Below are 20,151 nucleotides of genomic sequence, written 5' to 3'. Positions count from 1 at the left end.
CGCGCGGGGGAGGCGGCGTCGCCTCCGAATTTCCGCCCCCTGGTGGAGAATCACCCCGTGACCTTGAACATCAACATCGATGCCGAAGCGTCCGGCGCACCGTACGAGCAACTCCGTGCGCAGATCTCCGAGCAGGCACGCTCGGGGGCGCTGCCGGTCGGACACCGGCTGCCGACCGTCCGCGGTCTCGCGGAGCGACTGGGCCTCGCGGCGAACACCGTGGCCAAGGCGTACCGGGCGCTCGAGGCCGACGGCGTGATCGAGACGAGGGGCCGCAACGGCACGTTCGTGGCGGCGGCGGGTGACGCGGCGGCGCGCGAGGCGGCGGAGGCGGCGGCGGTGTACGCGGCGCGGGTACGGCGGCTGGGGCTGTCGCGGGAGGCGGCGGTGGGGGTGGTGGAGGACGCGGTACGAGCGGTTTACGGGGGCGGGGGCGAGGTCTGACGGGGGCGCCTGCAGCAGGCTGTTCCTCTACTCGTCCCATCTCCCACTCGTCCCTTCCCGTAACCGGGCCGCGCCCGGACCCGTTCACCGCGCTCCGCGCGGTGTATCCGGGGGCTCCGCCCCCGCACCCCCGTCCCTCGAACGCCGGTGGGGCTGCATGTGCAGTCCCGCGGCGTTCGAGGACACCGCGCGGAGCGCGGTACCGGGGACGGGTGCTTGCCTCGGCTTCGGGAAGGGGCGGGCGGAAGTACGGCTCCGCGCAGCGGACGCCCACGTCTCGGCGTCAGAGGTACAGGCCCGCGTCCGCGTCGCCGCCCGGTTGGGCCGGGACGGAGGCTGCCGGGGTGCCCCGGCGCAGCGCGTAGAGCTCCGCCAGCGTCGCGCCCTCGCGACCCACGCCCTGTTCCGTGCCGAGCCACGACACCGCCTCCGGCCGGGTCAGCGGGCCGACCTCGATGCGGGCGAGGCAGCGGCCCGGGCGGACGACCGCCGGGTGGAGGCGTTCCAGGTCCTCGTTGGTGGTGACACCCACCAGGACGTTGCGTCCCTGGCCCAGCAAACCGTCCGTGAGGTTGAGAAGGCGGGACAGCGCCTGGCCTGCCGTGTGCTTCGCCTCGCCGCGGATCAGTTCGTCGCAGTCCTCCAGCAGGAGCAGCCGCCAGCGGCCCTTGGACGTGCCCTCGTCCTCGCCGATCGCGATGTCCATCAGATAGCCGACGTCGTTGAACAGGCGCTCCGGGTCGAGGACGCAGTCCACCTGGCACCAGTCGCGCCATGAGCGCGCCAGGGTGCGCAGGGCGGACGTCTTGCCCGTGCCGGGCGGGCCGTGGAGGAGCAGCAGCCGGCCCGCGATGTCGTCGGGCGTGACCTTCATCAGCCGGTCCATCGCGTCGGCGACCGGCGCCGTGTAGTTGGGCCGGACCTCTTCCCAGGTGCCGGCCGCGATCTGCCGTGTCGTGCGGTGCGGGCCGCGGCGTGGTGAGACGTACCAGAAGCCCATGGTCACGTTCGAGGGTTCCGGTTCGGGTTCGTCCGCCGCACCGTCGGTCGCCCCTTTGAGGATCCTCTCTGCGACGTCGGAGGTGACCGCCGTGACGGTGACGTCCGCGCCGCGGTTCCAGCGGGAGATCAGCAGCGTCCATCCGTCGCCCTCGGCGAGTGTGGCGCTGCGGTCGTCGTCGCGCGCCGAACGCAGCACGGACGCTCCGGGCGGCAGCATGGTCGCACCGGGCCTGACGCGGTCGATCGAGGAGCTGTGCGAGTACGGCTGCTCGCCCGTCGCGAAGCGGCCGAGGAACAGCGCGTCGATGACGTCGGAGGGCGAGTCGCTGTCGTCGACGTTGAGCCGGATCGGCAGTGCGTCCTTGGGGTTGGCAGACATGCCGCCCATGATCCGGTACGCCACCGGCCGTCGCATCGCCTTTTGCCGGTGCGGCGGCCGTCCGTGCTGCCGCAGTCCGTGCTGCCGCGGTTCGTGCCGCCGCCGTACGTGCGGCGGCGTGGGTGAGTGGCGCCGGGCGAGTGCGGCGGCCGTTCCTGCCCGTCCCGCTCGGTCGTGCGCCAGGGGCGGCGGGCGAGTGCGGCGGCCCGGCGGGTCCGGCGCACCACGGCGTAGCCCTCGGTGCGGGACCGGATCCTTGGCGAAGTCGGCGACGACGGCGACGACGGCGAGGGCGTGCCCCTCGAGTAGCCGTTCGAACTCGGCCGGCCCCGTGCCGTGCCGCGCCGTCAGCCGCCGCAGCGCGTTCGGGCCCTGGTGCCGCGTCACGTGCGCCGTGCCGGCGGCGAGTGCCTGTGCGAAGCCGGTTGTACGGACGGCCTCGCGCACCCGGTGGTCCGAGTGCCGTACGCGTAGGCGAACGAGACAGGTGCCGCTCCCGGCTCCTGGAGCCCCGCGCCTCCATCCTTTTGACAGCTGATCAGGCTCTTGCCCCGGTAACGGCCCAGGCGCCCCACTGACTCGTCGGTAACAATTCTTGGCATGGACACTTCCAGATAACTTCGTCCGGTGCTACGAAAGTTGAGGCAGAAACCCTGCTAAAGGGAGGTTCCATGAAACTGTCCCGAGCCGCGGCACTCTCATCCTCACTCCTCCTCGGCGCCGTCCTCGCTCTCACCGGAGCGGGCACGGCGCAGGCCGACGCCACCGCCCAGTCCATGGACTACGTGGCCCTCGGCGACTCCTACTCCTCAGGCGTGGGAGCAGGCAGCTACGACAGCGCGAGCGGTAGCTGCAAGCGCAGCACCCGGGCCTATCCGAAGCTCTGGGCCAACGCCAATTCACCCTCGTCGTTCGCGTTCACCGCTTGCTCAGGCGCTCGTACGAGTGACGTGACGACGACTCAACTCGGTCCTCTCAACTCCGCCACCGACCTCGTCTCCATCACCGTCGGCGGCAACGACGCCGGCTTCGCCGACGTCATGACCACCTGCGTGCTCCAGTCGGAGGCCATCTGCCTCAACCGGATCGAACAGGCGAAGGGGTACGTCGACACGACGCTGCCCGGCAAGCTCGACGAGGTGTACTCGGCGATCAGCGCCAAGGCTCCCGCCGCCAGGGTCGTCGTCCTCGGCTATCCCCGCTTCTACAAGCTGAACGGCAACTGTCTCGCCGGCCTCAGCGAGAACGAGCGGCGGGCCATCAACGACGCCGCGGACTATCTCAACACGGCGACCGCCAAGCGTGCGGCCGACCACGGCTACACCTTCGCGAGCGTCGTCGGGACGTTCACCGGCCATGAGATCTGCTCCGGCTCTTCCTGGCTGCACAGCGTCAACTGGCTCAACATCGGAGAGTCGTACCACCCGACCGCGGCGGGCCAGTCCGGCGGCTACCTGCCCGTGTTCGACTCCAACGCCTGAGCGCAGCCGTGACCGGCCCGCCGCCGCGGGCCGGTCACGGTCCTCCACTCATACGCCGCCCGCCACCACCCAGACCAGGGCCACGACGCAGAGCAGCAGCAGCGCCACCCCCGCCACCAGGACCGTCGTCGCCCGCTTCGAGGCGTCGGACTGCGGGTCCGCCCCCGAGGTCATGGGCGTGTCCGGACGGGAGGCGGCCTCGGGCGGGGACACGGTGTCCGGCTCGACCACCGTGTCCGGCCGGCTCCGCGGTGCGGACGCGACGGCAGACGTGTCCGTGCGTAGCCCGCCGCCACCGCCCGCGCTCGCGAGCCGCAGCTGGTGCTCGGCCTCCGCCGCGTCGAGACGGTCCGCCGGGTTGCGGTGCAGCAGACCGCTGATCACCGAAGCGAGGGCTTCGGCCCCGGCCGGTACCTCCTGCTCCCGACCGGGCTCCGGGGGCGCGCCGGGCCCGGGTCCGGCGCCGAACGCGGAGCGCCCCTCCAGTGCGGCGTGCAACAGCGCACCCAGCGACCACAGATCCGATTCCGGGCCCGGGTCACGGCCCGCGACCGTCTCCGGTGCACCGAACTCGGGGGAGTCGTGATCCGTCACCGTACCGAAGTCGGTGACCATCACCCGGCCGTCGTTGGCCATCAGTACGTTCGACGGGTTCACGTCCCGGTGCAGCACGCCTGCGGCGTGCGCGGCACGCAGCGCGGCCAGCACCTCCGCCCCGACGTGGGCGGCGCGGCGCGGCGGTAGCGGTCCCTCGGCGTCGAGGACGTCCGCGAGAGTGAGCCCGCGTACCAGTTCGCTCACGATCCACGGCCGGCCGTCATCGGTGACCACGTCGTGGACGGCGACCGCGTTGCGGTGCGAGACGCGGCCGGCGGCACGGGCGGCGTTCTCCAGGTGTGCGTACAGCCGGCGGACGTCACCGGCCGGGAGCGCCGCCGGTGCCCTGACCTCCCTGACCGCCACCTCGCGCCCCAGGACCTCGTCGCGGGCCCGCCACAGGATGCCGCCGTCGTCCTCGTCCAGCGGGCTCAGCAGGCGGTAGCGGCCCGCGATCGGCCGTTCGGTTCCCGGCGTTGCCGGTACGTCGCTCATGGCGGGCCCCCTGTCCGCAACCAGTGCCGCAGCACGGTGGAAACCGTTCCAAGCTAGCTCAACTCCTCTCGCATGTAGCGACGTTGATTGGCCATCAGTACGATGGCGGCCGGAAACCACATACACGCTGTCCAACTCGCCCTGGAAACAGTCGCATTCGGAGAGTAACGGTCAACCCGCGTACGGGCGCGGTGAATCATGCAGGCGGGATACACGGGTGTCCCGGCGGGGCGATAGGGTTAACCTGCCCGGGCCGGGTGCCTCGTACGGGTGGGGAGTGACATGGATCAGATAACAGTGCGCAGCAGGGCGCGAGTGCCTGCCATCACCTGCGGGAGCGGTGCGACCAGCTCGCGTCTCGACCGCCACCTCTCGGTGCTCGGCGGCCCTGCCGTCCCGCAGCGCGAGGCGGCCGAGGCGACGCTCCTGATGCGTGAACTGACCGCGCGTGATGTGACGCACAGCCGCAGGAGCAGGAGCGCGCGCGTGTCGCTCCTCGCGCCGCTGCGCCGGCTGCGCCGCTCACTGTTCGGCAGCCGCGGCTGACCCGGCGCCCGGCCCCGCCACCCACGGCTCCCCGGCCCGCCACCCATGGCCACCCGGCGTCGGGACGACACGCCTGCCCCGCTCAGGCGACCACACCGTCCCGGCGCAGTACCTCCGCAGCTTGATCCGTCATCCCCAGGGCCCGCAGCAGAGCGTCGGTGTGCTCGCCCAGGCCGGGCACATCCCTCATCCGAGCCGGTTCCCCGCCCGGCAGGGTGATCGGGGGCAGCATCGCTCGGAGCGGTCCGGCCGGTGACCCGACCTCGCGCCACCGGTCCCGCGCCTCGAGCTGTGGATGGGTCGCCACGTCGGTCATGCTGTTGAGTCGCGCGCAGGCGATGCCCGCCGCCTCGAGCCGGGCGACCGCCTCCCCTGTCCCCAGCCCCGCCAGCGCCTTGGCCACCGCCGCGTCCGTCCGCTCCCGGTTCGCCGTGCGGGCCGTGTTGGTGGCGAACGCGGGGTCCGTCCCCAACTCCGGGCGCTCCAGGACCTGTTCGGTGAGCCGCCGCCACTCCCGGTCGTTCTGCACCGACAGCAGCACCTGACCGCCGTCCGCGGTGGCGTAGGCGTCGTACGGTGCGATGACGGCGTGCGCGAGGCCGGTGCGCGCCGGGGGTTCGCCCCCATGCATCGCGTGGTGCAGCGGATGACCCATCCACTCGGCCAGCGACTCCAGCATGGAGATCTCCACCGGCCCGCCGCGCCCGGTGGTGCCCCGCCGCAAAAGGGCCGCCAGCACGCCGGAGAAGGCGTACATCGCGGCGGCGATGTCGGCCGCCGGGACGCCGGCCTTCACCGGCTCCGCGGGCGTGCCCGTCACGGAGACGAGTCCGGCCTCGCACTGCACGAGCATGTCGTACGCACGCTTGTGCGCGTACGGGCCCGTCGATCCGTAGCCGGAGATGTCGACGGCGACCAGCCGCGGGTGCTTGGCGCACAGGGCCGCGGCGTCCAGCCCGAGCCGGGAGGCCGCGCCCTGCGCGAGATTCTGGACGAACACGTCGGCGCCGGCGACGAGTCGGTGCACGATGTCGAGGCCCCGCGGGTCCTTCAGGTCCACCGCGATGGACTCCTTGCCGCGGTTGCACCACACGAAGTGCGAGGCCAGTCCGCGGGCGGCGGTGTCGTAGCCGCGGGCGAAGTCCCCGCCGTCGGGACGCTCCACCTTGATCACGCGGGCACCGAGGTCGGCCAGCTGGCGGGTGGCGAACGGGGCGGAGACCGCCTGCTCGACGGCGACGACGGTGATGCCGTCCAGGGGGAGTGGCTGTGGCTCATGGCTCATGCAGCCGTGCATATCGTGTACGCAGCACCTTTGTCACCACCCCGGTGGTGCGCGGGCTCAGGGCCGCGTTCACCGGCGCACCATGAGCGGCACAGGGCGGGGAGGATTCAAAGCAGCGCGAACTGTCCCTCCGGGCCTTCCTCCGCGTGGTCCAGGACCGACGCCGGGCGGCGCGACCTGACCGGTGGCGGCAGGACGCCCGCCGAGCGCAGCGCAGCGGCCGGGAGCCGGTCGCCGGCCCTGGCCAACGCCGCTCGCTCCGGCTCGAGTTCCGCGAGCAGTGCCAGCACGGTGACCAGTTCCAGTAGCTCCGACGTCCAGGACTGCGGCCAGCCCGCCGGTCGCACCGCGTCCAGAGTCCCCGGCTCCGCCGGGGCTGTGCGCTCCTCGAACCAGAGTTCCAGCACCCGCGCCCCGCCCACCTCGAAGTCCCAGGCCCCCGCGGGCACGGGCGAGACACGGCCGGTGTCGCCGATGACGAGGGTCTCGTCCTCCGGGACGTGGCCGATCGACGCCGGGCTCGCGGGCAGCGCCGCCCGGACGTAGGGGCGCCGGCCGCCCGGCAGCCGCGGGCGTTCGCCGCCCCGTGCGCCGCGCAGCATGACGCGGATCAGCTCGCGCCCCAGGGCGACCCCGCGGGCCCAGGCGTCCGCGTCCGCGACCAGCGGCACCGCGTACCCCGCCGGGGTGTGTTCCACCGCGGCCACCACCCACGCGGCGAAATCCCCCGCGCCGACCTCATGCCCGTACGTCTCGGCCAGCAGTTCGGCGAGGCCGGGCGCGAGGTTGGGCTCGCGGCCGCCCGGCCGGCGGTACAGCGGCCGGATCCGGCCCGGGCGGCCCGCGGGCGTACGGCCGACCGGCAGCAGCCCGGACACCACCACGGCCGTGCCCGCCTCGACGACGAACAACTGGTGGTCGTCCCGTACCCGCCACAGCTCGGGCCGTGCCACGTCGATCAGCCGGTGGTCCGGTATCAGCCACTGCTCGTCGAACGCGCCGTGCAGGACCCGCACCGGCTCCGGGCAGGGCCCGTTCTCGCGGGCCAGCCGCCCCGTGCCGGCCGGCTGGTTCGGCAGCTGGGCCACCGCGCTGTGCAGTCCACGCAGCCGGGTCGGGCGGAACAGCGCATCGCGCCCGTCACTCTCGGCCCGTGTCAGGGCGTCCCAACGGGCCCGCAGGGAAGCGGCGTCCGGGGCCATCACCCAGCTCCTGCCGAGCCGCAATGGTGCCACGGACCAGGGCATGAGGTCGTCGAGCAGTGGCACGTCCTCGGTGAGAGCAGTCACCGTCCGCATGCTAATGGCCGTCGGCAGGCTGACGGCAGGCCGTCCAGTGCCGCGACCGGCGATGCCTGCCCGTCGGGAGCGTTGTGCGGTGCGTGCGATCGCGAGGCGGCCGGACGTCCTTGTGGCGGAGCCACCAGGGCTTCTGGCCGACGCGGCGAGCCTGCGTGCCGGGTGGCGCGACAGGGTGAGGCTTGCCGGGAGGGCCTCAGTCCGCGGCGTCCAGGGTGACGGAGAAGGAGAACCGGTCCCCGCGGTAGCGGATGCGGGCCACGTCCACGACCCGGCCGGAGTCGTCGTACGTCACGCCGGTGTAGTGGAGGATCGGGCTCAGCAGTGGCACCCGCAGCAGCTCGGCGGTCCGCGGGTCCGCGAGCCTGGCCTCCACGGTGTCCGTGATGCGGCTGATCCGGACGCCGAGCGAGTCCCTCAGGACCTTGGTCATCGGCCAGCGTTCCAGGTCCGTGATGTCCAGGTCGGCGGCGATGTCAGGGTGCACGGCGTTCTCCGCCCAGTTGGTGGGCTCCCCGGTGTCGCCGTCGCAGCGCAGCCGCCGGTACATCACGATCTCCGCGGCGTCCGGGAAGTGCTCCGTGATCTCCCCGGGCACGGGCTCGGGGCCGTGGTCGAGGATGGTGGTGCGCTCGCCGGACTGCTGGGCGACGATCGCGTCGATGGAGCCGAGGAGCCGGCGGGGCGCGCCCCGCCGTGCTCCCGGCTCGATGAAGGTGCCGCGCCGCCGGTGCCGGCTGATCAGGCCCTCCTCCTCCAGCTCCTTGAGCGCTTGGCGCATGGTCAGGACGCTCACACCGTAGTGCTGGGCCAGCTGTTCCTCGGTGGGCAACCGCAGCGAGGTCTCGGGGGGCCGGCCGAGTATCGAGGCGCGCAGCGACTGCGAAACCTGGTACCAGAGCGGCAGCTTGCGGTTCAGGACCAGCGAGTCAGGGGCGAAGGAGGTCACGGCATCTCCGTACACGGCATCTCTCCACTACGGCCTGAAGTGGCGCTCCAGACCCTGCCATACGTCGTCGTACCCCTTCTGCAGGTGGTCGGCGTTCGCCGCCTGCCCGGTCGCGGTCACCGGCCAGCGCGTCTCGAACATGAAGGCCAGCCCGTCGTCGATCTTCTGGGGCTTGAGCTCGGCGGCGCTCGCCCGGTCGAACGTCTCCCGGTCGGGGCCGTGCGCCGACATCATGTTGTGCAGCGAGCCGCCGCCCGGCACGAACCCTTCGGCCTTGGCGTCGTACGCGCCTTCGATGAGGCCCATGTACTCGCTCATCACGTTGCGGTGGAAATACGGCGGACGGAAGGTGTCCTCGCCGACGAGCCAGCGCGGTGCGAAGACGACGAAGTCGACACCGGCGAGGCCGGGAGTGTCGGAGGGCGAGGTCAGCACCGTGAAGATCGAGGGATCGGGGTGGTCGTACGAGATCGAGCCCAGCACATTGAAGCGGCGCAGGTCGTAGACGTACGGGACATGGCTGCCGTGCCAGGCGACCACGTCGAGCGGAGAGTGGTCGTACGTCGCCGCCCACAGGTTCCCGCAGAACTTGTTGACCACCTCCACCGGGCGCTCGACGTCCTCGTAGGCGGCGACGGGTGCCAGGAAGTCGCGTGCACTGGCCAGGCCGTTGGCGCCGATCGGGCCGAGGTCGGGGAGCTGGAAGGGCTGCCCGTAGTTCTCGCAGACGTAGCCGCGGGCGGTCGCGTCCAGGAGCTCGACACGGAAGCGGACGCCGCGGGGGATGAGGGCGACCTCGCCGGGGCGGGCGGGCAGCAGCCCGAATTCGGTCACCAGGAGCAGACCGCCGCTCTCGGGAACGATCAGCAGTTCGCCGTCGGAGTCGCTGAACACCCGGTCCGCCATCGACGTATTGGCGTGGTAGAGGTGCACGGCCATACCGGTGCGCTGGGTGACGTCGCCGTTGCCGCCGAGGGTCCACAGCCCGGCCAGCCAGTCGGTACCGGCCGCGGGCTCGGGCAGCGGGTTCCAGCGCAGCCGGTTGGGGTCGGGCACGGTCTCGGTGAAGGGGGCGCTGCGGACATGGCCGTTGTCGACGCGGACGAAGGGAGGGTGCGCGGCCGAGGGGCGGATCCGGTAGAGCCAGGAGCGGCGGTTCTGGGCGCGGGGCTCGGTGAAGGCCGAGCCGCTGAGCTGTTCCGCATAGAGGCCGTGGGGGGCGCGCTGGGGCGAGTTGCGGCCCTTCGGGAGTGCGCCGGGCTCCGCCTCCGAACCGTGCTCATTGCCGAAGCCGGGGGAGAACGACCGATCGGTCAGCCCCTCGACCATCTTCCGCGCCTGCTCGGTGCCGCTCATCGCCCGCTCCTGGTGCTGAAGGATTCACTGAATCCATTCCTATGGATAGCTGTAGGATTGCAGGTCCACCCCCCGCACGGCAACGGAGCGGCATGATGGGCGGCGTGTCCCAGGCCCTTCCCCCGCTCCCTCCCGCCGCGCATCTGCGCCGCGTGCCCGTCCAGCGGCGCAGCGCGGACCGGCTCGCCCGGATCCTGGCCGCCTGTGCGGAGCTGCTCGACGAGGAGGGCTACGAACAGCTGTCCACCCGCGCCGTCGCGGCCAGGGCCGGGGTGCCGATCGGCTCCGTCTACCGCTTCTTCGGCAACAAGCGCGCACTGGTCGACGCCCTCGCACGCCGCAACCTGGACGAATACGCCGAACGGATCGCCGCACGCCTCCCGGGGGTGCGGGCCGACGACTGGCGCGGCGCGGTGGACGTCGTGCTCGACGAGTACCTGGCCATGAAGCGCTCCGTGCCGGGGTTCGCGCTGGTCGACTTCGGCTCGCAGATCCCGGTCGGGTCCCCTGCCGCCGGGGCCAATCTCGAAGTGGCCGGGCGGCTCGCGGGCCTGCTCGCCGCGCACCTGGGCCGCGCGGCGGACGATGAGCTGCGCCGGGTGGTCCTGGTGTCGGTGGAGGCGGCCGACGCGCTGCTCCAGCTGGCTTTCCGGGTGCGGGCGTCGGGGGACGAGGGGATCGTGCGCGAGACACGCGAGCTGCTGCACGCCTACCTGGCGCGGATCCTCGACCGCCGGTGATCGGTCCACGGGCGGGGACGGCGGGGCTTCCCGGCATGCCTACCGGTCGGTATGCTCGGTGGCCCGGCACATCGCCGTTGCCGCTGCCGCCGCCCCGGGAGGGCTCATGTCCCGCACCGTACCCAGCACCCGTACGACGACATCCCCGCCCGGCGACGCCGAGGCGCCCGCGGCCTCCCCGCCCGGCGCGCGGACGCGCACCGCGCTGCGCGTCTGTCCGCTGTGCGAGGCCACCTGCGGGCTCACCCTCACCGTCGAGGGCACGCGGGTCACCCGCGCCAAGGGCGACCGTGACGACGTCTTCAGCCAGGGCTTCATCTGCCCCAAGGGCGCGTCCTTCGGCGAACTCGACGCCGACCCCGACCGGCTGCGCACCCCTCTCGTCCGGGAGAACGGCGAGCTGCGCGACGCCACCTGGGACGAGGCGTTCGGCCTGATCGCCGCCCGGATCAGGCCGCTGATCGAGGAACACGGACCGAACAGCGTCGGCGTCGTGCTCGGCAACCCCAACGTCCACACCATGGCCGGCGGCCTCTACCCGCCCGTCCTCCTGGCCGCGCTGCGCACCCGCAACGTCTTCTCCGCCTCCACCCTCGACCAGATGCCCAAGCACGTCTCCAGCGGTCTGCTCTTCGGCAGCGCCGTCGCGATCCCCGTACCGGACCTGGACCGCACGGACCATCTGCTGATGCTCGGGGCCAACCCGCTGGAGTCCAACGGCAGCCTGTGCACCGCGCCCGACTTCCCCGGCAAGCTCAAGGCGCTCCGCCGCCGCGGCGGCACCCTCACCGTCGTCGACCCGCGTCGTACGCGTACCGCCCGGCTCGCCGACCGGCACGTCGCGATCCGTCCGGGCACCGACGCGCTGCTGCTCGCCGCCCTCACCCAGGTGCTGTTCGAGGAGGGGCTCACCGACCTCGGGGCGCTCGCCGGCCATGTCGAGCAGGTCGCCGAAGTGGAGGCGGCCGTCAAGGACTTCACGCCCGAAGCCGTCGCGCCGGCCTGCGACATGGATGCGGAGGAGATCCGTACGATCGCCCGCGAGCTCGCCGCCGCACCCACCGCCGCCGTCTACGGGCGCATCGGCAGCTGCACCGTCGAACACGGCACGCTCGCCAGCTGGCTCGTCGACGTCCTCAACGTCCTGACGGGCAACCTCGACCGGCCCGGCGGCGCCCTCTTCCCGTTCTCCGCCACCGAGCGCGCCCCGCGTCCGGCCGTCCCCGGCAAGGGATTCGCGCTGGGCCGCTGGAGCAGCCGGGTGAGTGGGCACCCGGAAGCCAAGGGCGAACTGCCGATCGCCGCCCTCGCGGAGGAGATCGAGACGCCCGGTGAGGGGCGGATCCGCGCCCTGATCGCCATCGCGGCCAATCCGGTGCTCTCCGCCCCGGACGGCGACCGCCTCGACCGCGCCCTGGCCGGCCTCGACCTGATGGTCAGCATCGACCCGTACCTCAACGAGACGTCCCGCCACGCGGACGTGGTGCTGCCCCCGCCGCCGCCCGCGCAGAGCGCCCACTTCGACTTCGCCTTCAACGCGTTGGCCGTCCGCAACCAGGCCCGGTACAGCCCCGCCGCCGTGCCGCTGGAGGCCGGGCTGATGGACGAGTGCGAGATCCACGCGCGGCTGATCCTCGCCGTGTCCGGGATGCACGGCGCCGAGCCGTCCGCGGTCGACGACATGGTCGTCCAGGGGGCTCTCGCCAAGGCGGTCGCGGACCCGCACTCCCCGGTGCACGGCCAGACCGTCGAGGAGGTCGCCCGCAGTCTCACGGGACGCACCGGACCCGAGCGCCGCCTGGACATGATGCTGCGCCTCGGCCCGTACGACCTCACACTCGACACGCTGCTCGACCATCCGCACGGCGTCGACCTCGGCCCGCTGGAGCCCCGGATCCCGCAGATCCTCAGGACCCGCAGCGGACGCGTCGAGCTGCTGCCCGCACCCGTCGCCGACGATCTGCCCCGGCTGCGCGCCGCTCTCGACGCCCGCCCGGAGGGACTCGTCCTGGTCGGCCGCCGCCATCTGCGGTCCAACAACAGCTGGCTCCACAACGTGCCCGCGCTCAACGGCGGTTCCAACCGCTGCACCCTCCACGTCCACCCGGACGACGCCGCCCGGCTCGGGCTCGAGGACGGAGCCACGGCGAGTGTCACCGCGGACGGCGGACGCGTCGAGGCCCCCGTGGAGATCACCGACGCCGTACGCCCCGGTGTGGTGAGCCTGCCGCACGGCTGGGGCCACAGCCGCCCCGGCACCCGTCTGTCGGTGGCCGCCGAGCGCCCCGGAGTCAACGTGAACCAGCTGCTGGACGGCTCCCGGCTGGACCCCCTGTCCGGCACCGCCGTGCTCAACGCCATCCCGGTGGATGTGACGCCAAGTCGATGACCTGGAGTTTTGCTCGTATTGCTCACACGGCGACACCTTGTTGACAGCAGATGACGACACCTAACGTCATCCGGACCGCACCCCGGTGACCGCTTCCGCCGGTGGCCGTTCAAGGATGAACGTTAGGTGTCCCCATGCTGACAATCCTCGGCTTCGCCATGATCGCGACCTTCCTGGTCCTGATCATGACGAAGAAGATGTCGCCGATCGCGGCGCTGGTCCTGATCCCCGCACTCTTCTGCGTCGCCGTCGGGCAGGGCGCACAACTCGGGGACTACGTCATCGACGGCGTGGGCACCCTCGCGCCCACCGCCGCGATGCTGATGTTCGCCATCGTCTACTTCGGTGTGATGATCGACGTCGGTCTCTTCGACCCGATCGTGCGCGGCATCCTGCGCTTCTGCAGGGCCGATCCGCTGCGCATCGTGATCGGCACGGCGCTCCTCGCCGCCATCGTCTCGCTCGACGGCGACGGCTCCACCACCTTCATGATCACCGTCTCGGCGCTGTATCCGCTCTACAAGCGCCTGAAGATGAGCCTGGTGGTGCTGACCGGTATCGCCGCCACCGCGAACGGCGTCATGAACACCCTGCCCTGGGGCGGCCCCACCGCCCGAGCGGCCACCGCGCTCGAGCTGGACGCCGCGGACATCTTCGTGCCGATGATCCCGGCGCTCGGGGTCGGACTCCTCTTCGTGCTCCTCCTCGCCTGCGTCCTCGGCCGGCGCGAGCGCAAGCGCCTCGGGTACCTCACCCTCGACGAGGTTCTGGAGCCGGAGCCCGGGACGGTGCTCGTCAAGACCGGCGGCGCCGACGGGCGCACGGCGACCGGCGGTTCGGACGCCGGCCCCGCCACGGCCTCCTGGCCCGGCCCGGACGCCGACGCCCCGCGCGAGGTCCCCCCGGCCTCGCGGGCGGACGGCCGACTCCCGCACGACGACAACGGCTTGCAGGGTCTCGACCCGGACCGGCCCACCCTGCGCCCGAAGCTCTACTGGTTCAACGCCGGTCTCACTCTCGCCCTGCTCACCGCCATGATCACGGAACTGATGCCGATCCCGGTCCTCTTCCTGCTCGGCGCGGCCCTTGCCCTGACCGTCAACTTCCCGAACATGGCCGACCAGAAGGCCCGTGTCGCGGCGCACGCGGACAACGTCCTCAACGTCTCCGGCATGGTCTTCGCCGCCGCCGTCTTCACCGGCGTCCTCACCGGCACCGGCATGGTCGAGCACATGGCGGACTGGCTCGTCGGCGCCATCCCTGAGGGCATGGGCCCGCACATGGCGATCGTGACCGGCGTACTGAGCCTGCCGCTCACGTACTTCATGTCGAACGACGGCTTCTACTTCGGTGTCCTGCCGGTCCTCGCGGAAGCGGGCGCCGCGCACGGTGTCTCGCCCCTGGAGATCGCCCGCGCCTCGCTCGTCGGCCAGCCCCTGCACATGTCCAGCCCGCTCGTGCCCGCGGTCTACGTCCTCGTCGGCATGGCCAAGGTCGAGTTCGGCGACCACACCGGGTTCACCGTGAAGTGGGCCGCTCTCACCTGCCTGGTGGTGCTGGGAGCCGGGATCCTCTTCGGCATCATCTGACATGGGCCGGCTGCGGCTGCCGCGCCTGGCCACCGCCTCCTGCTTCGGGCGGGGGGCGGTGTGCGCCGCGCTGCCCGCGGGCGTCGCACTGATCGCCGGCGGCTGCGTGTACAACGGACCGGCCGGGCTCGCTCTTTGTCACGGCGGCGTGGTGCGGTGAGCGAGGCGAACGGGCCCCCGGCGCTGATGGATGAGGGTGTGGCCCGTACGAGCGCTCTGGCGCTCGTCGCCTCCACTGCCGTCGCGGTGCCTTGTCCCGACCTCGCTGTGGCGTGTCGAGCGCCGGACGGAGGGTGCCGGTGGCGAGCCGGGCGGCCGGGCGGCGAAGGTGGCCGTGCATCGCGCCGCTGTGGGGGCTCGCGCCGATGCCGGCGGCGCTCGGCTTCCGCCTGGACGCCGGACAGCCGCCGCCCCTGACGACGGTGGGGCAGGCGGCTACGAACCGGGCGCGTTCGGGCGCTGCCCCCTGCGCCCGGCGGAGCGCCGTCCAGGGCCACACGGCCGTGCCCGCCCCCGCCGGGCCGGCCACCGGGGCGCCGTACGTCCGCACCCTTCACGACACCGGGCGCGGTGCTCCTCGTGCCGGGCGCGGCCGTCGTGTGGAGGGTGCTAACGGGGCGCGCACCTGTCGAAGGGGTGCCGGGCGCGGCCGAGGACGGCGGCCCGCGGCGCTGCCGAGGCCAGTCGCCCGGTCGGCATACACATCGTGTCCGCTAGTGGGGGCATTTCTGACGGCTTCTCAGCGTTTTGACGCTTCTTCCTGCCGAATCCGTGACATCTAGTCAGGCGATCGCGTGATCAGTATGACAATCGCATCGGCTTGAAGGAGCCTCGCATGAGCAGGACCGCAACTCTCCGCCCCCGCCGTGTCCGCACGGGGGCCGCCGCCCTCGCCGTTCTGGCCTACGCCGGCGTGACGCTGGCGGGGGCGCCGGCGGCGTTCGCCCAGCCCGGCGACAGCGGCGACCTCAAGATCCACAAGGCCGGCGTCCCGCACTGGGACACCCGGGACGACATCAAGGGCGTCTGCAGGTTCAGCCTCAGCGCGTTCAACTTCGAGAGCGTCGAACTGCTCGAGTGGACCATCACCCCGCAGCCACCGACGGCCTCCGGGCCGACGCTGAACGACTCCATCGCGCTCATCGCGGGACGTGGCCACACCGAGGAGTACGCGCTTCCCGACGGCGACTACCTGCTCACCTGGACGATCCCGGGCCCGCCGCCCGAGACCAAGCAGAAGGTCTTCACCGTCGACTGCGACAAGTACGGTGACAAGCACGGCGCCAAGGGCCAGGAGAAGGACAAGATCCAGGACGACCAGAACAGCACGGACTGGTCCAAGAGCGGCAAGGGCTCGCCGCACGGCGCCGTGCCCGCGGGCGGCGGCGGCATGGCGGACGACGGCGGTGCGGGCGGGGACGACGGCTCCTCCGCCGGTATGAGCACCGCGCTCGTCGCCGGTGCCGCCGGACTGGCCGGACTGGTCGTCGTCCGACGGGCCCGCCGCCGCGCCCATGGCGCCGCGTAACGTCCGCCGTCGCCGCCGCCGTCGACGCGGACCCAGCCGCGCCTGTCGTCTGACCATCACGCTCAGCGTGACGGCCACCCTGGTCACCGGCGTCGTCCGGGGGTGCGAGGACCCGCCCCCGGACGCGTCGCAGGTCACCGTCGCGGCGGACAGACCGCTCGCGGTCGGCGAGCCGGTCGCCGACGGGACCGCCGCCGGCGACGGGGCCGACACGAAGGACGGCAAGGCAGGGGGCGGCAGCGCCCCCGGGGACCCCGGCGCTCCCCGCCACGTCGGCACGGCAGGTCGCGGCGGCTCGAACGTCATCGACCTGCCGCCGCTCACCACGCGCACCGCGGGTACGGCGCCCACGCCGGTCGCCGGGAAGCAGGCCGCCGCGACGCCGGCCCCCGAGCCGGCATCGGTTGCGAAGAAGGGTGCGGTGGGCCGGGGTACGGCGCCCGCCCTGCCGCGCTCGCCGGCGAAGAAGCTGTCGATCCGGGCCATCACCATCGAGTCGCCCGTCATGGGGCTCGGTCTCGACCGCCACGGCCGGCTCACGGCGCCCCCGGTCGACGACCCGCGCATCGTCGGCTGGTACCGCGACGGCCCCGCGCCCGGGGAGAGGGGCACCTCCCTGCTGGTCGGACACCGCGACACCAAGACCGGCCCCGCCATCTTCCTCAACCTCAACGCACTGAAGCCGGGCGACAGGGTCGACGTCGTACGCGCGGACCGGCGCACGGCCGTGTTCACCGTCGACAAGGTGCGCACCTACAAGAAGAAGGAGTTCCCCGACGCCGAGGTGTACGGCCACACCGGCCGGCCCGAACTGCGGCTGCTGACCTGCGGCGGCAGTTTCGACAAGAAGACGGGGTACGCCGCCAACGTCGTCGTCTTCGCGCACCTCACGGACGTGAGACAGGTCTGACCGCCGAGTGGTACGCGGGGTCGGCCGGGGCGTGTCCCGGCGGTCCCGCGGCGGTTCCCGGGCGTGGGTGCGAGGCGCGCGGGCCGGGCGCCTCGCACGGGACAGGGCCCCGGGCAGCCCGATGGCCGGTCTCGGATGGTGGACACATGTGTAACAAGCGCATCTTCCGCCGTGCGCGATCCATTCCCTGACGGCACGCGGTGGGCTAGCTTCTGGCGACGCAGCTGCCCCTTCTCCTCCCGGGCGGGACCCTATGACTCGCGCCATCGCTCTGCACAACGTCAGCAAGAGATACGGCCGTGCTCCCCGTGCCGTCGACCGCTTCTCCCTCGGTGTCGCACCGGGGGAGTTCCTCGTCCTGCTGGGCCCCTCGGGCTGCGGCAAGTCGACCGTGCTGCGGATGATCGCCGGACTGGAGGACATCACGGAGGGCGAGCTGCTGCTGGACGGCGAGTACGCCAACGACATCCCGCCACGGGAACGCGACATGGCCATGGTCTTCCAGAACTTCGCGCTCTACCCCAGCATGACCAACCGGGACAACATCGGTTTTCCGCTGAAGCTGGAGAACCCGAGGGCCGACCGCAACCCCCGGGTCGAGGCCACCGCCAGGATGCTCGGCATCGAGGACCTCCTCGACCGCTTCCCCGCACAGCTCTCCGGGGGCGAACGCCAGCGCGTGGCGATGGGCCGGGCCATCTCGAGGCGGCCCTCCGTCTTCCTGATGGACGAGCCGCTCTCCAACCTCGACGCCAAACTGCGCAACCATCTGCGGGCCGAAATAGCGCGTCTCACCGCCGAGTTGGGCGTCACGACCGTCTACGTCACCCACGACCAGGCGGAGGCGATGTCCTTGGGCGACCGGGTCGCGGTGATGCGCGGCGGAGTGCTCCAGCAGGTCGGCACCCCCCGTGACACCTACGCCCTGCCGGCGAACGTCTTCGTCGCCGCGTTCATCGGCACGCCCCGGATCAACCTGCTCCAGGCCGTCGTCCACGCGCCGCTGGACGGCAGGATGTCCATCGATCTGGGTCGCCAGCGGCTGCCGCTGCCCGAGCCCCTCAGCCCCGACCACCAGTTGCTCCGCATCCAGCAGGGACGGCAGATCATCGTGGGCCTGCGGTCGGAGGCCGTCCGGGTCGCGCCGCCCAGTCAGGCCCGCCCGGGGGAGGTCGCGCTCACCGGGATCGTCGAACACGCCGAGTACCAGGGGCACGAGACGCTGGTGCATTTCAGCACCGGCTCCCGGCCCGCCGTGGTCGCCGAGCTGGAGTCGCCGCGGCGCCCTCAGTCGGCCGTACGCCGGCGCGGAAACGTCGGCCCGGGAGTGCTGACCCGGCTGAAGGACCGCGCGATCGCACAGGTCGCGGGGCCGGTCGCGGTACTCGACCCACCGGACCCGGCCGCTGTTCACGAGCGGCGGACGGCCGACCCGAGCGACCTCGTCGTCCGCAGCGGCCCGGACCTCCGGCTGCGCGCCGGCGCACAGGTGCCGCTCCTCGTCGACCTCGCCCACCTCTACGTCTTCGACAACCAGGGCCGCCGCATCTGCCCGGCCCCCGTGGACCTGCCGGGTCTCGACGCCTGAGCCCCCGGCCGGGTGTGCCCGGCGGATCGAGACCCCGCGCCCGCCGGGACAGTGGCGGGCGGCACGCCGGGAGCCTCTGGCGCCATAAAACTAACGGCGCTAGTTTGGGGGCGGACGGTACCCCAGGCGTGGAGGAGAGCGATGAAGGCCCACGACGGTATGTACATCGGCGGCCAGTGGCGGCCGGCCGCGGCACCGGACACGATAGCGGTCGTCAATCCGGCGGACGAGCAGATCATCGCGCATGTCCCGGCCGGCACGGCGGAGGATGTCGACGCCGCCGTACGCGCCGCCCGTGCCGCCTTCCCCGTCTGGGCGGCGACGGCGCCCGCCGAGCGGGCCCGGTGCCTCGCGGCCCTCCGCGACGAGCTCGGACGGCGGACGGAGGAGATCGCGGAGACGGTCACCGCGGAACTCGGCGCCCCGCCCGCCCTGGCCCGCTCGGTCCATGCCGGCCTGCCCGTCATGGTCGCCGGGTCCTACGCGGAACTCGCCGGCTCGTACGCCTTCGAGGAGAAGATCGGCAACTCCACCGTGCTGATGGAGCCGGTCGGTGTCGTCGGCGCGATCACCCCGTGGAACTACCCCCTGCACCAGATCGTCGCCAAGGTCGCCCCCGCACTGGCGACGGGCTGCACCGTCGTGCTCAAGCCCGCGGAGGACACCCCGCTGACCGCGCAGCTCTTCGCCGAGGCCGTCGGCGCCGCGGGCGTCCCGGCGGGCGTGTTCAACCTCGTCACCGGGCTCGGGCCGGTGGCCGGCCAGGCACTCGCCGAGCACGAGGGCGTCGACCTGGTGTCCTTCACCGGCTCCACCGCCGTCGGCCGGCGGATCGGCGCGACGGCGGGCGGCGCGATCAAGCGCGTCGCGCTCGAACTCGGCGGCAAGTCCGCCAATGTGATCCTGCCGAGTGCCGACCTCGCGAAGGCGGTGAACGTCGGTGTCGCCAACGTGATGTCCAACTCCGGCCAGACGTGCAGTGCCTGGACCCGGATGCTCGTCCACCGCGACCGGTACGACGAGGCCGTGGAGCTCGCCGCGGCCGCCGTCGCCAAGTACGTCCCCGGCGAGCGGGTCGGCCCGCTCGTCAACGCCAAGCAGCAGGAGCGGGTCCGGGGCTACATCGCCAAGGGGATCGCCGAGGGCGCCCGGCTCGTCGCCGGCGGCCCCGACGCGCCGCTGGAGAGCGGCTACTACGTCAGCCCCACCGTCTTCGCCGACGTCACGGCCGACATGACCATCGCCCAGGAGGAGATCTTCGGGCCGGTCCTCTCGCTCATGAAGTACGACGACGAGGAGGATGCCCTCGCCATCGCCAACGGCACCGTCTACGGGCTCGCCGGCGCAGTGTGGGCGGGCGACGACGCAGAGGCCGTCGCCTTCGCGCGCCGGATGGACACCGGCCAGGTCGACGTCAACGGCGGCCGCTTCAACCCGCTGGCGCCGTTCGGGGGCTACAAGCAGTCCGGCGTCGGCCGCGAGCTCGGTCCGCACGGTCTGGCCGAGTACCTCCAGACCAAGTCCCTCCAGTTCTGACAGCTCTCCCGTCCCCAGCTCTGAGCGGTAAGGAAACCA

General features: G+C 72.5%; 16 protein-coding genes. 10 read left to right on the top strand and 6 right to left on the bottom strand.

The window, feature by feature from the left end; all coding sequences use genetic code 11:
- Positions 1 to 57: 57 nt before the first annotated feature.
- The gene (locus tag AB0903_RS20905) at positions 58 to 444 is read left to right on the top strand and encodes a GntR family transcriptional regulator (RefSeq protein WP_366704858.1); all 387 of its coding nucleotides are present in this window, start codon (positions 58 to 60) and stop codon (positions 442 to 444) included.
- Positions 445 to 727: 283 nt separating this feature from the next.
- Here the strand turns inward: AB0903_RS20905 and AB0903_RS20900 are convergent, their stop codons facing one another.
- On the bottom strand, positions 728 to 1,825 hold the full coding sequence (locus tag AB0903_RS20900) for a DUF5925 domain-containing protein (protein ID WP_366704941.1): 1,098 nt from the start codon (positions 1,823 to 1,825) through the stop codon (positions 728 to 730).
- Positions 1,826 to 2,496: 671 nt separating this feature from the next.
- Here AB0903_RS20900 and AB0903_RS20895 point away from each other — a divergent pair.
- Entirely contained in the window at positions 2,497 to 3,306 is an 810-nt protein-coding gene (locus AB0903_RS20895) for an SGNH/GDSL hydrolase family protein (RefSeq protein WP_366704856.1), read from the top strand.
- A gap of 48 nt (positions 3,307 to 3,354) precedes the next feature.
- On the opposite strand, the gene AB0903_RS20890 is transcribed toward AB0903_RS20895, so the two are convergent.
- Positions 3,355 to 4,398, bottom strand: a complete 1,044-nt coding sequence (locus AB0903_RS20890) for a serine/threonine-protein kinase (RefSeq protein ID WP_366704854.1) — start codon at positions 4,396 to 4,398, stop codon at positions 3,355 to 3,357.
- 282 nt (positions 4,399 to 4,680) lie between these two features.
- Here AB0903_RS20890 and AB0903_RS20885 point away from each other — a divergent pair, with 282 nt between their 5' ends.
- Positions 4,681 to 4,944, top strand: a complete 264-nt coding sequence (locus tag AB0903_RS20885) for a hypothetical protein (protein ID WP_366704852.1) — start codon at positions 4,681 to 4,683, stop codon at positions 4,942 to 4,944.
- Positions 4,945 to 5,026: 82 nt separating this feature from the next.
- Here AB0903_RS20885 and AB0903_RS20880 read toward each other — a convergent pair whose 3' ends face one another.
- The 4 genes from AB0903_RS20880 to hmgA form a co-directional block, all read right to left on the bottom strand.
- Positions 5,027 to 6,229, bottom strand: coding sequence for a CaiB/BaiF CoA-transferase family protein (locus tag AB0903_RS20880; protein WP_366704850.1), 1,203 nt, complete (start codon positions 6,227 to 6,229; stop codon positions 5,027 to 5,029).
- Between the two features lie 107 nt (positions 6,230 to 6,336).
- Positions 6,337 to 7,527 (bottom strand): type ISP restriction/modification enzyme, encoded by a 1,191-nt coding sequence (locus AB0903_RS20875; protein WP_366704848.1) that lies wholly within the window; start codon positions 7,525 to 7,527, stop codon positions 6,337 to 6,339.
- 196 nt (positions 7,528 to 7,723) lie between these two features.
- Entirely contained in the window at positions 7,724 to 8,476 is a 753-nt protein-coding gene (locus AB0903_RS20870) for a GntR family transcriptional regulator (RefSeq protein ID WP_366704846.1), read from the bottom strand.
- Positions 8,477 to 8,503: 27 nt separating this feature from the next.
- The gene (gene hmgA, locus AB0903_RS20865; protein WP_366704844.1) at positions 8,504 to 9,832 is read right to left on the bottom strand and encodes a homogentisate 1,2-dioxygenase; all 1,329 of its coding nucleotides are present in this window, start codon (positions 9,830 to 9,832) and stop codon (positions 8,504 to 8,506) included.
- A gap of 104 nt (positions 9,833 to 9,936) precedes the next feature.
- On the opposite strand from hmgA, the gene AB0903_RS20860 reads away from it, so the two are divergent.
- The 7 genes from AB0903_RS20860 (at position 9,937) to AB0903_RS20830 (ending at position 20,112) form a co-directional block, all read left to right on the top strand.
- Positions 9,937 to 10,572, top strand: coding sequence for a TetR/AcrR family transcriptional regulator (locus AB0903_RS20860; protein WP_366704842.1), 636 nt, complete (start codon positions 9,937 to 9,939; stop codon positions 10,570 to 10,572).
- A 106-nt stretch (positions 10,573 to 10,678) separates the two neighbouring features.
- The gene (locus AB0903_RS20855; RefSeq protein WP_366704841.1) at positions 10,679 to 12,961 is read left to right on the top strand and encodes a molybdopterin oxidoreductase family protein; all 2,283 of its coding nucleotides are present in this window, start codon (positions 10,679 to 10,681) and stop codon (positions 12,959 to 12,961) included.
- Positions 12,962 to 13,095: 134 nt separating this feature from the next.
- Complete coding sequence (locus AB0903_RS20850) at positions 13,096 to 14,550, top strand: citrate:proton symporter (RefSeq protein WP_366704839.1); 1,455 nt, start codon at positions 13,096 to 13,098, stop codon at positions 14,548 to 14,550.
- Between the two features lie 835 nt (positions 14,551 to 15,385).
- On the top strand, positions 15,386 to 16,078 hold the full coding sequence (locus AB0903_RS20845) for a hypothetical protein (RefSeq protein ID WP_366704837.1): 693 nt from the start codon (positions 15,386 to 15,388) through the stop codon (positions 16,076 to 16,078).
- Positions 16,079 to 16,145: 67 nt separating this feature from the next.
- Entirely contained in the window at positions 16,146 to 16,988 is an 843-nt protein-coding gene (locus AB0903_RS20840; RefSeq protein ID WP_366704835.1) for a class F sortase, read from the top strand.
- A gap of 253 nt (positions 16,989 to 17,241) precedes the next feature.
- Complete coding sequence (locus AB0903_RS20835) at positions 17,242 to 18,576, top strand: ABC transporter ATP-binding protein (RefSeq protein ID WP_366704833.1); 1,335 nt, start codon at positions 17,242 to 17,244, stop codon at positions 18,574 to 18,576.
- A gap of 141 nt (positions 18,577 to 18,717) precedes the next feature.
- Entirely contained in the window at positions 18,718 to 20,112 is a 1,395-nt protein-coding gene (locus AB0903_RS20830) for an aldehyde dehydrogenase family protein (protein ID WP_366704831.1), read from the top strand.
- Positions 20,113 to 20,151: the final 39 nt, after the last annotated feature.

The organism is Streptomyces sp. NPDC048389, from assembly GCF_040706335.1.
Lineage (GTDB): Bacteria > Actinomycetota > Actinomycetes > Streptomycetales > Streptomycetaceae > Streptomyces.
The sequence above is the reverse complement of the archived record's forward strand: the minus strand, read 5'-3'. Positions and strand labels throughout refer to the sequence as shown.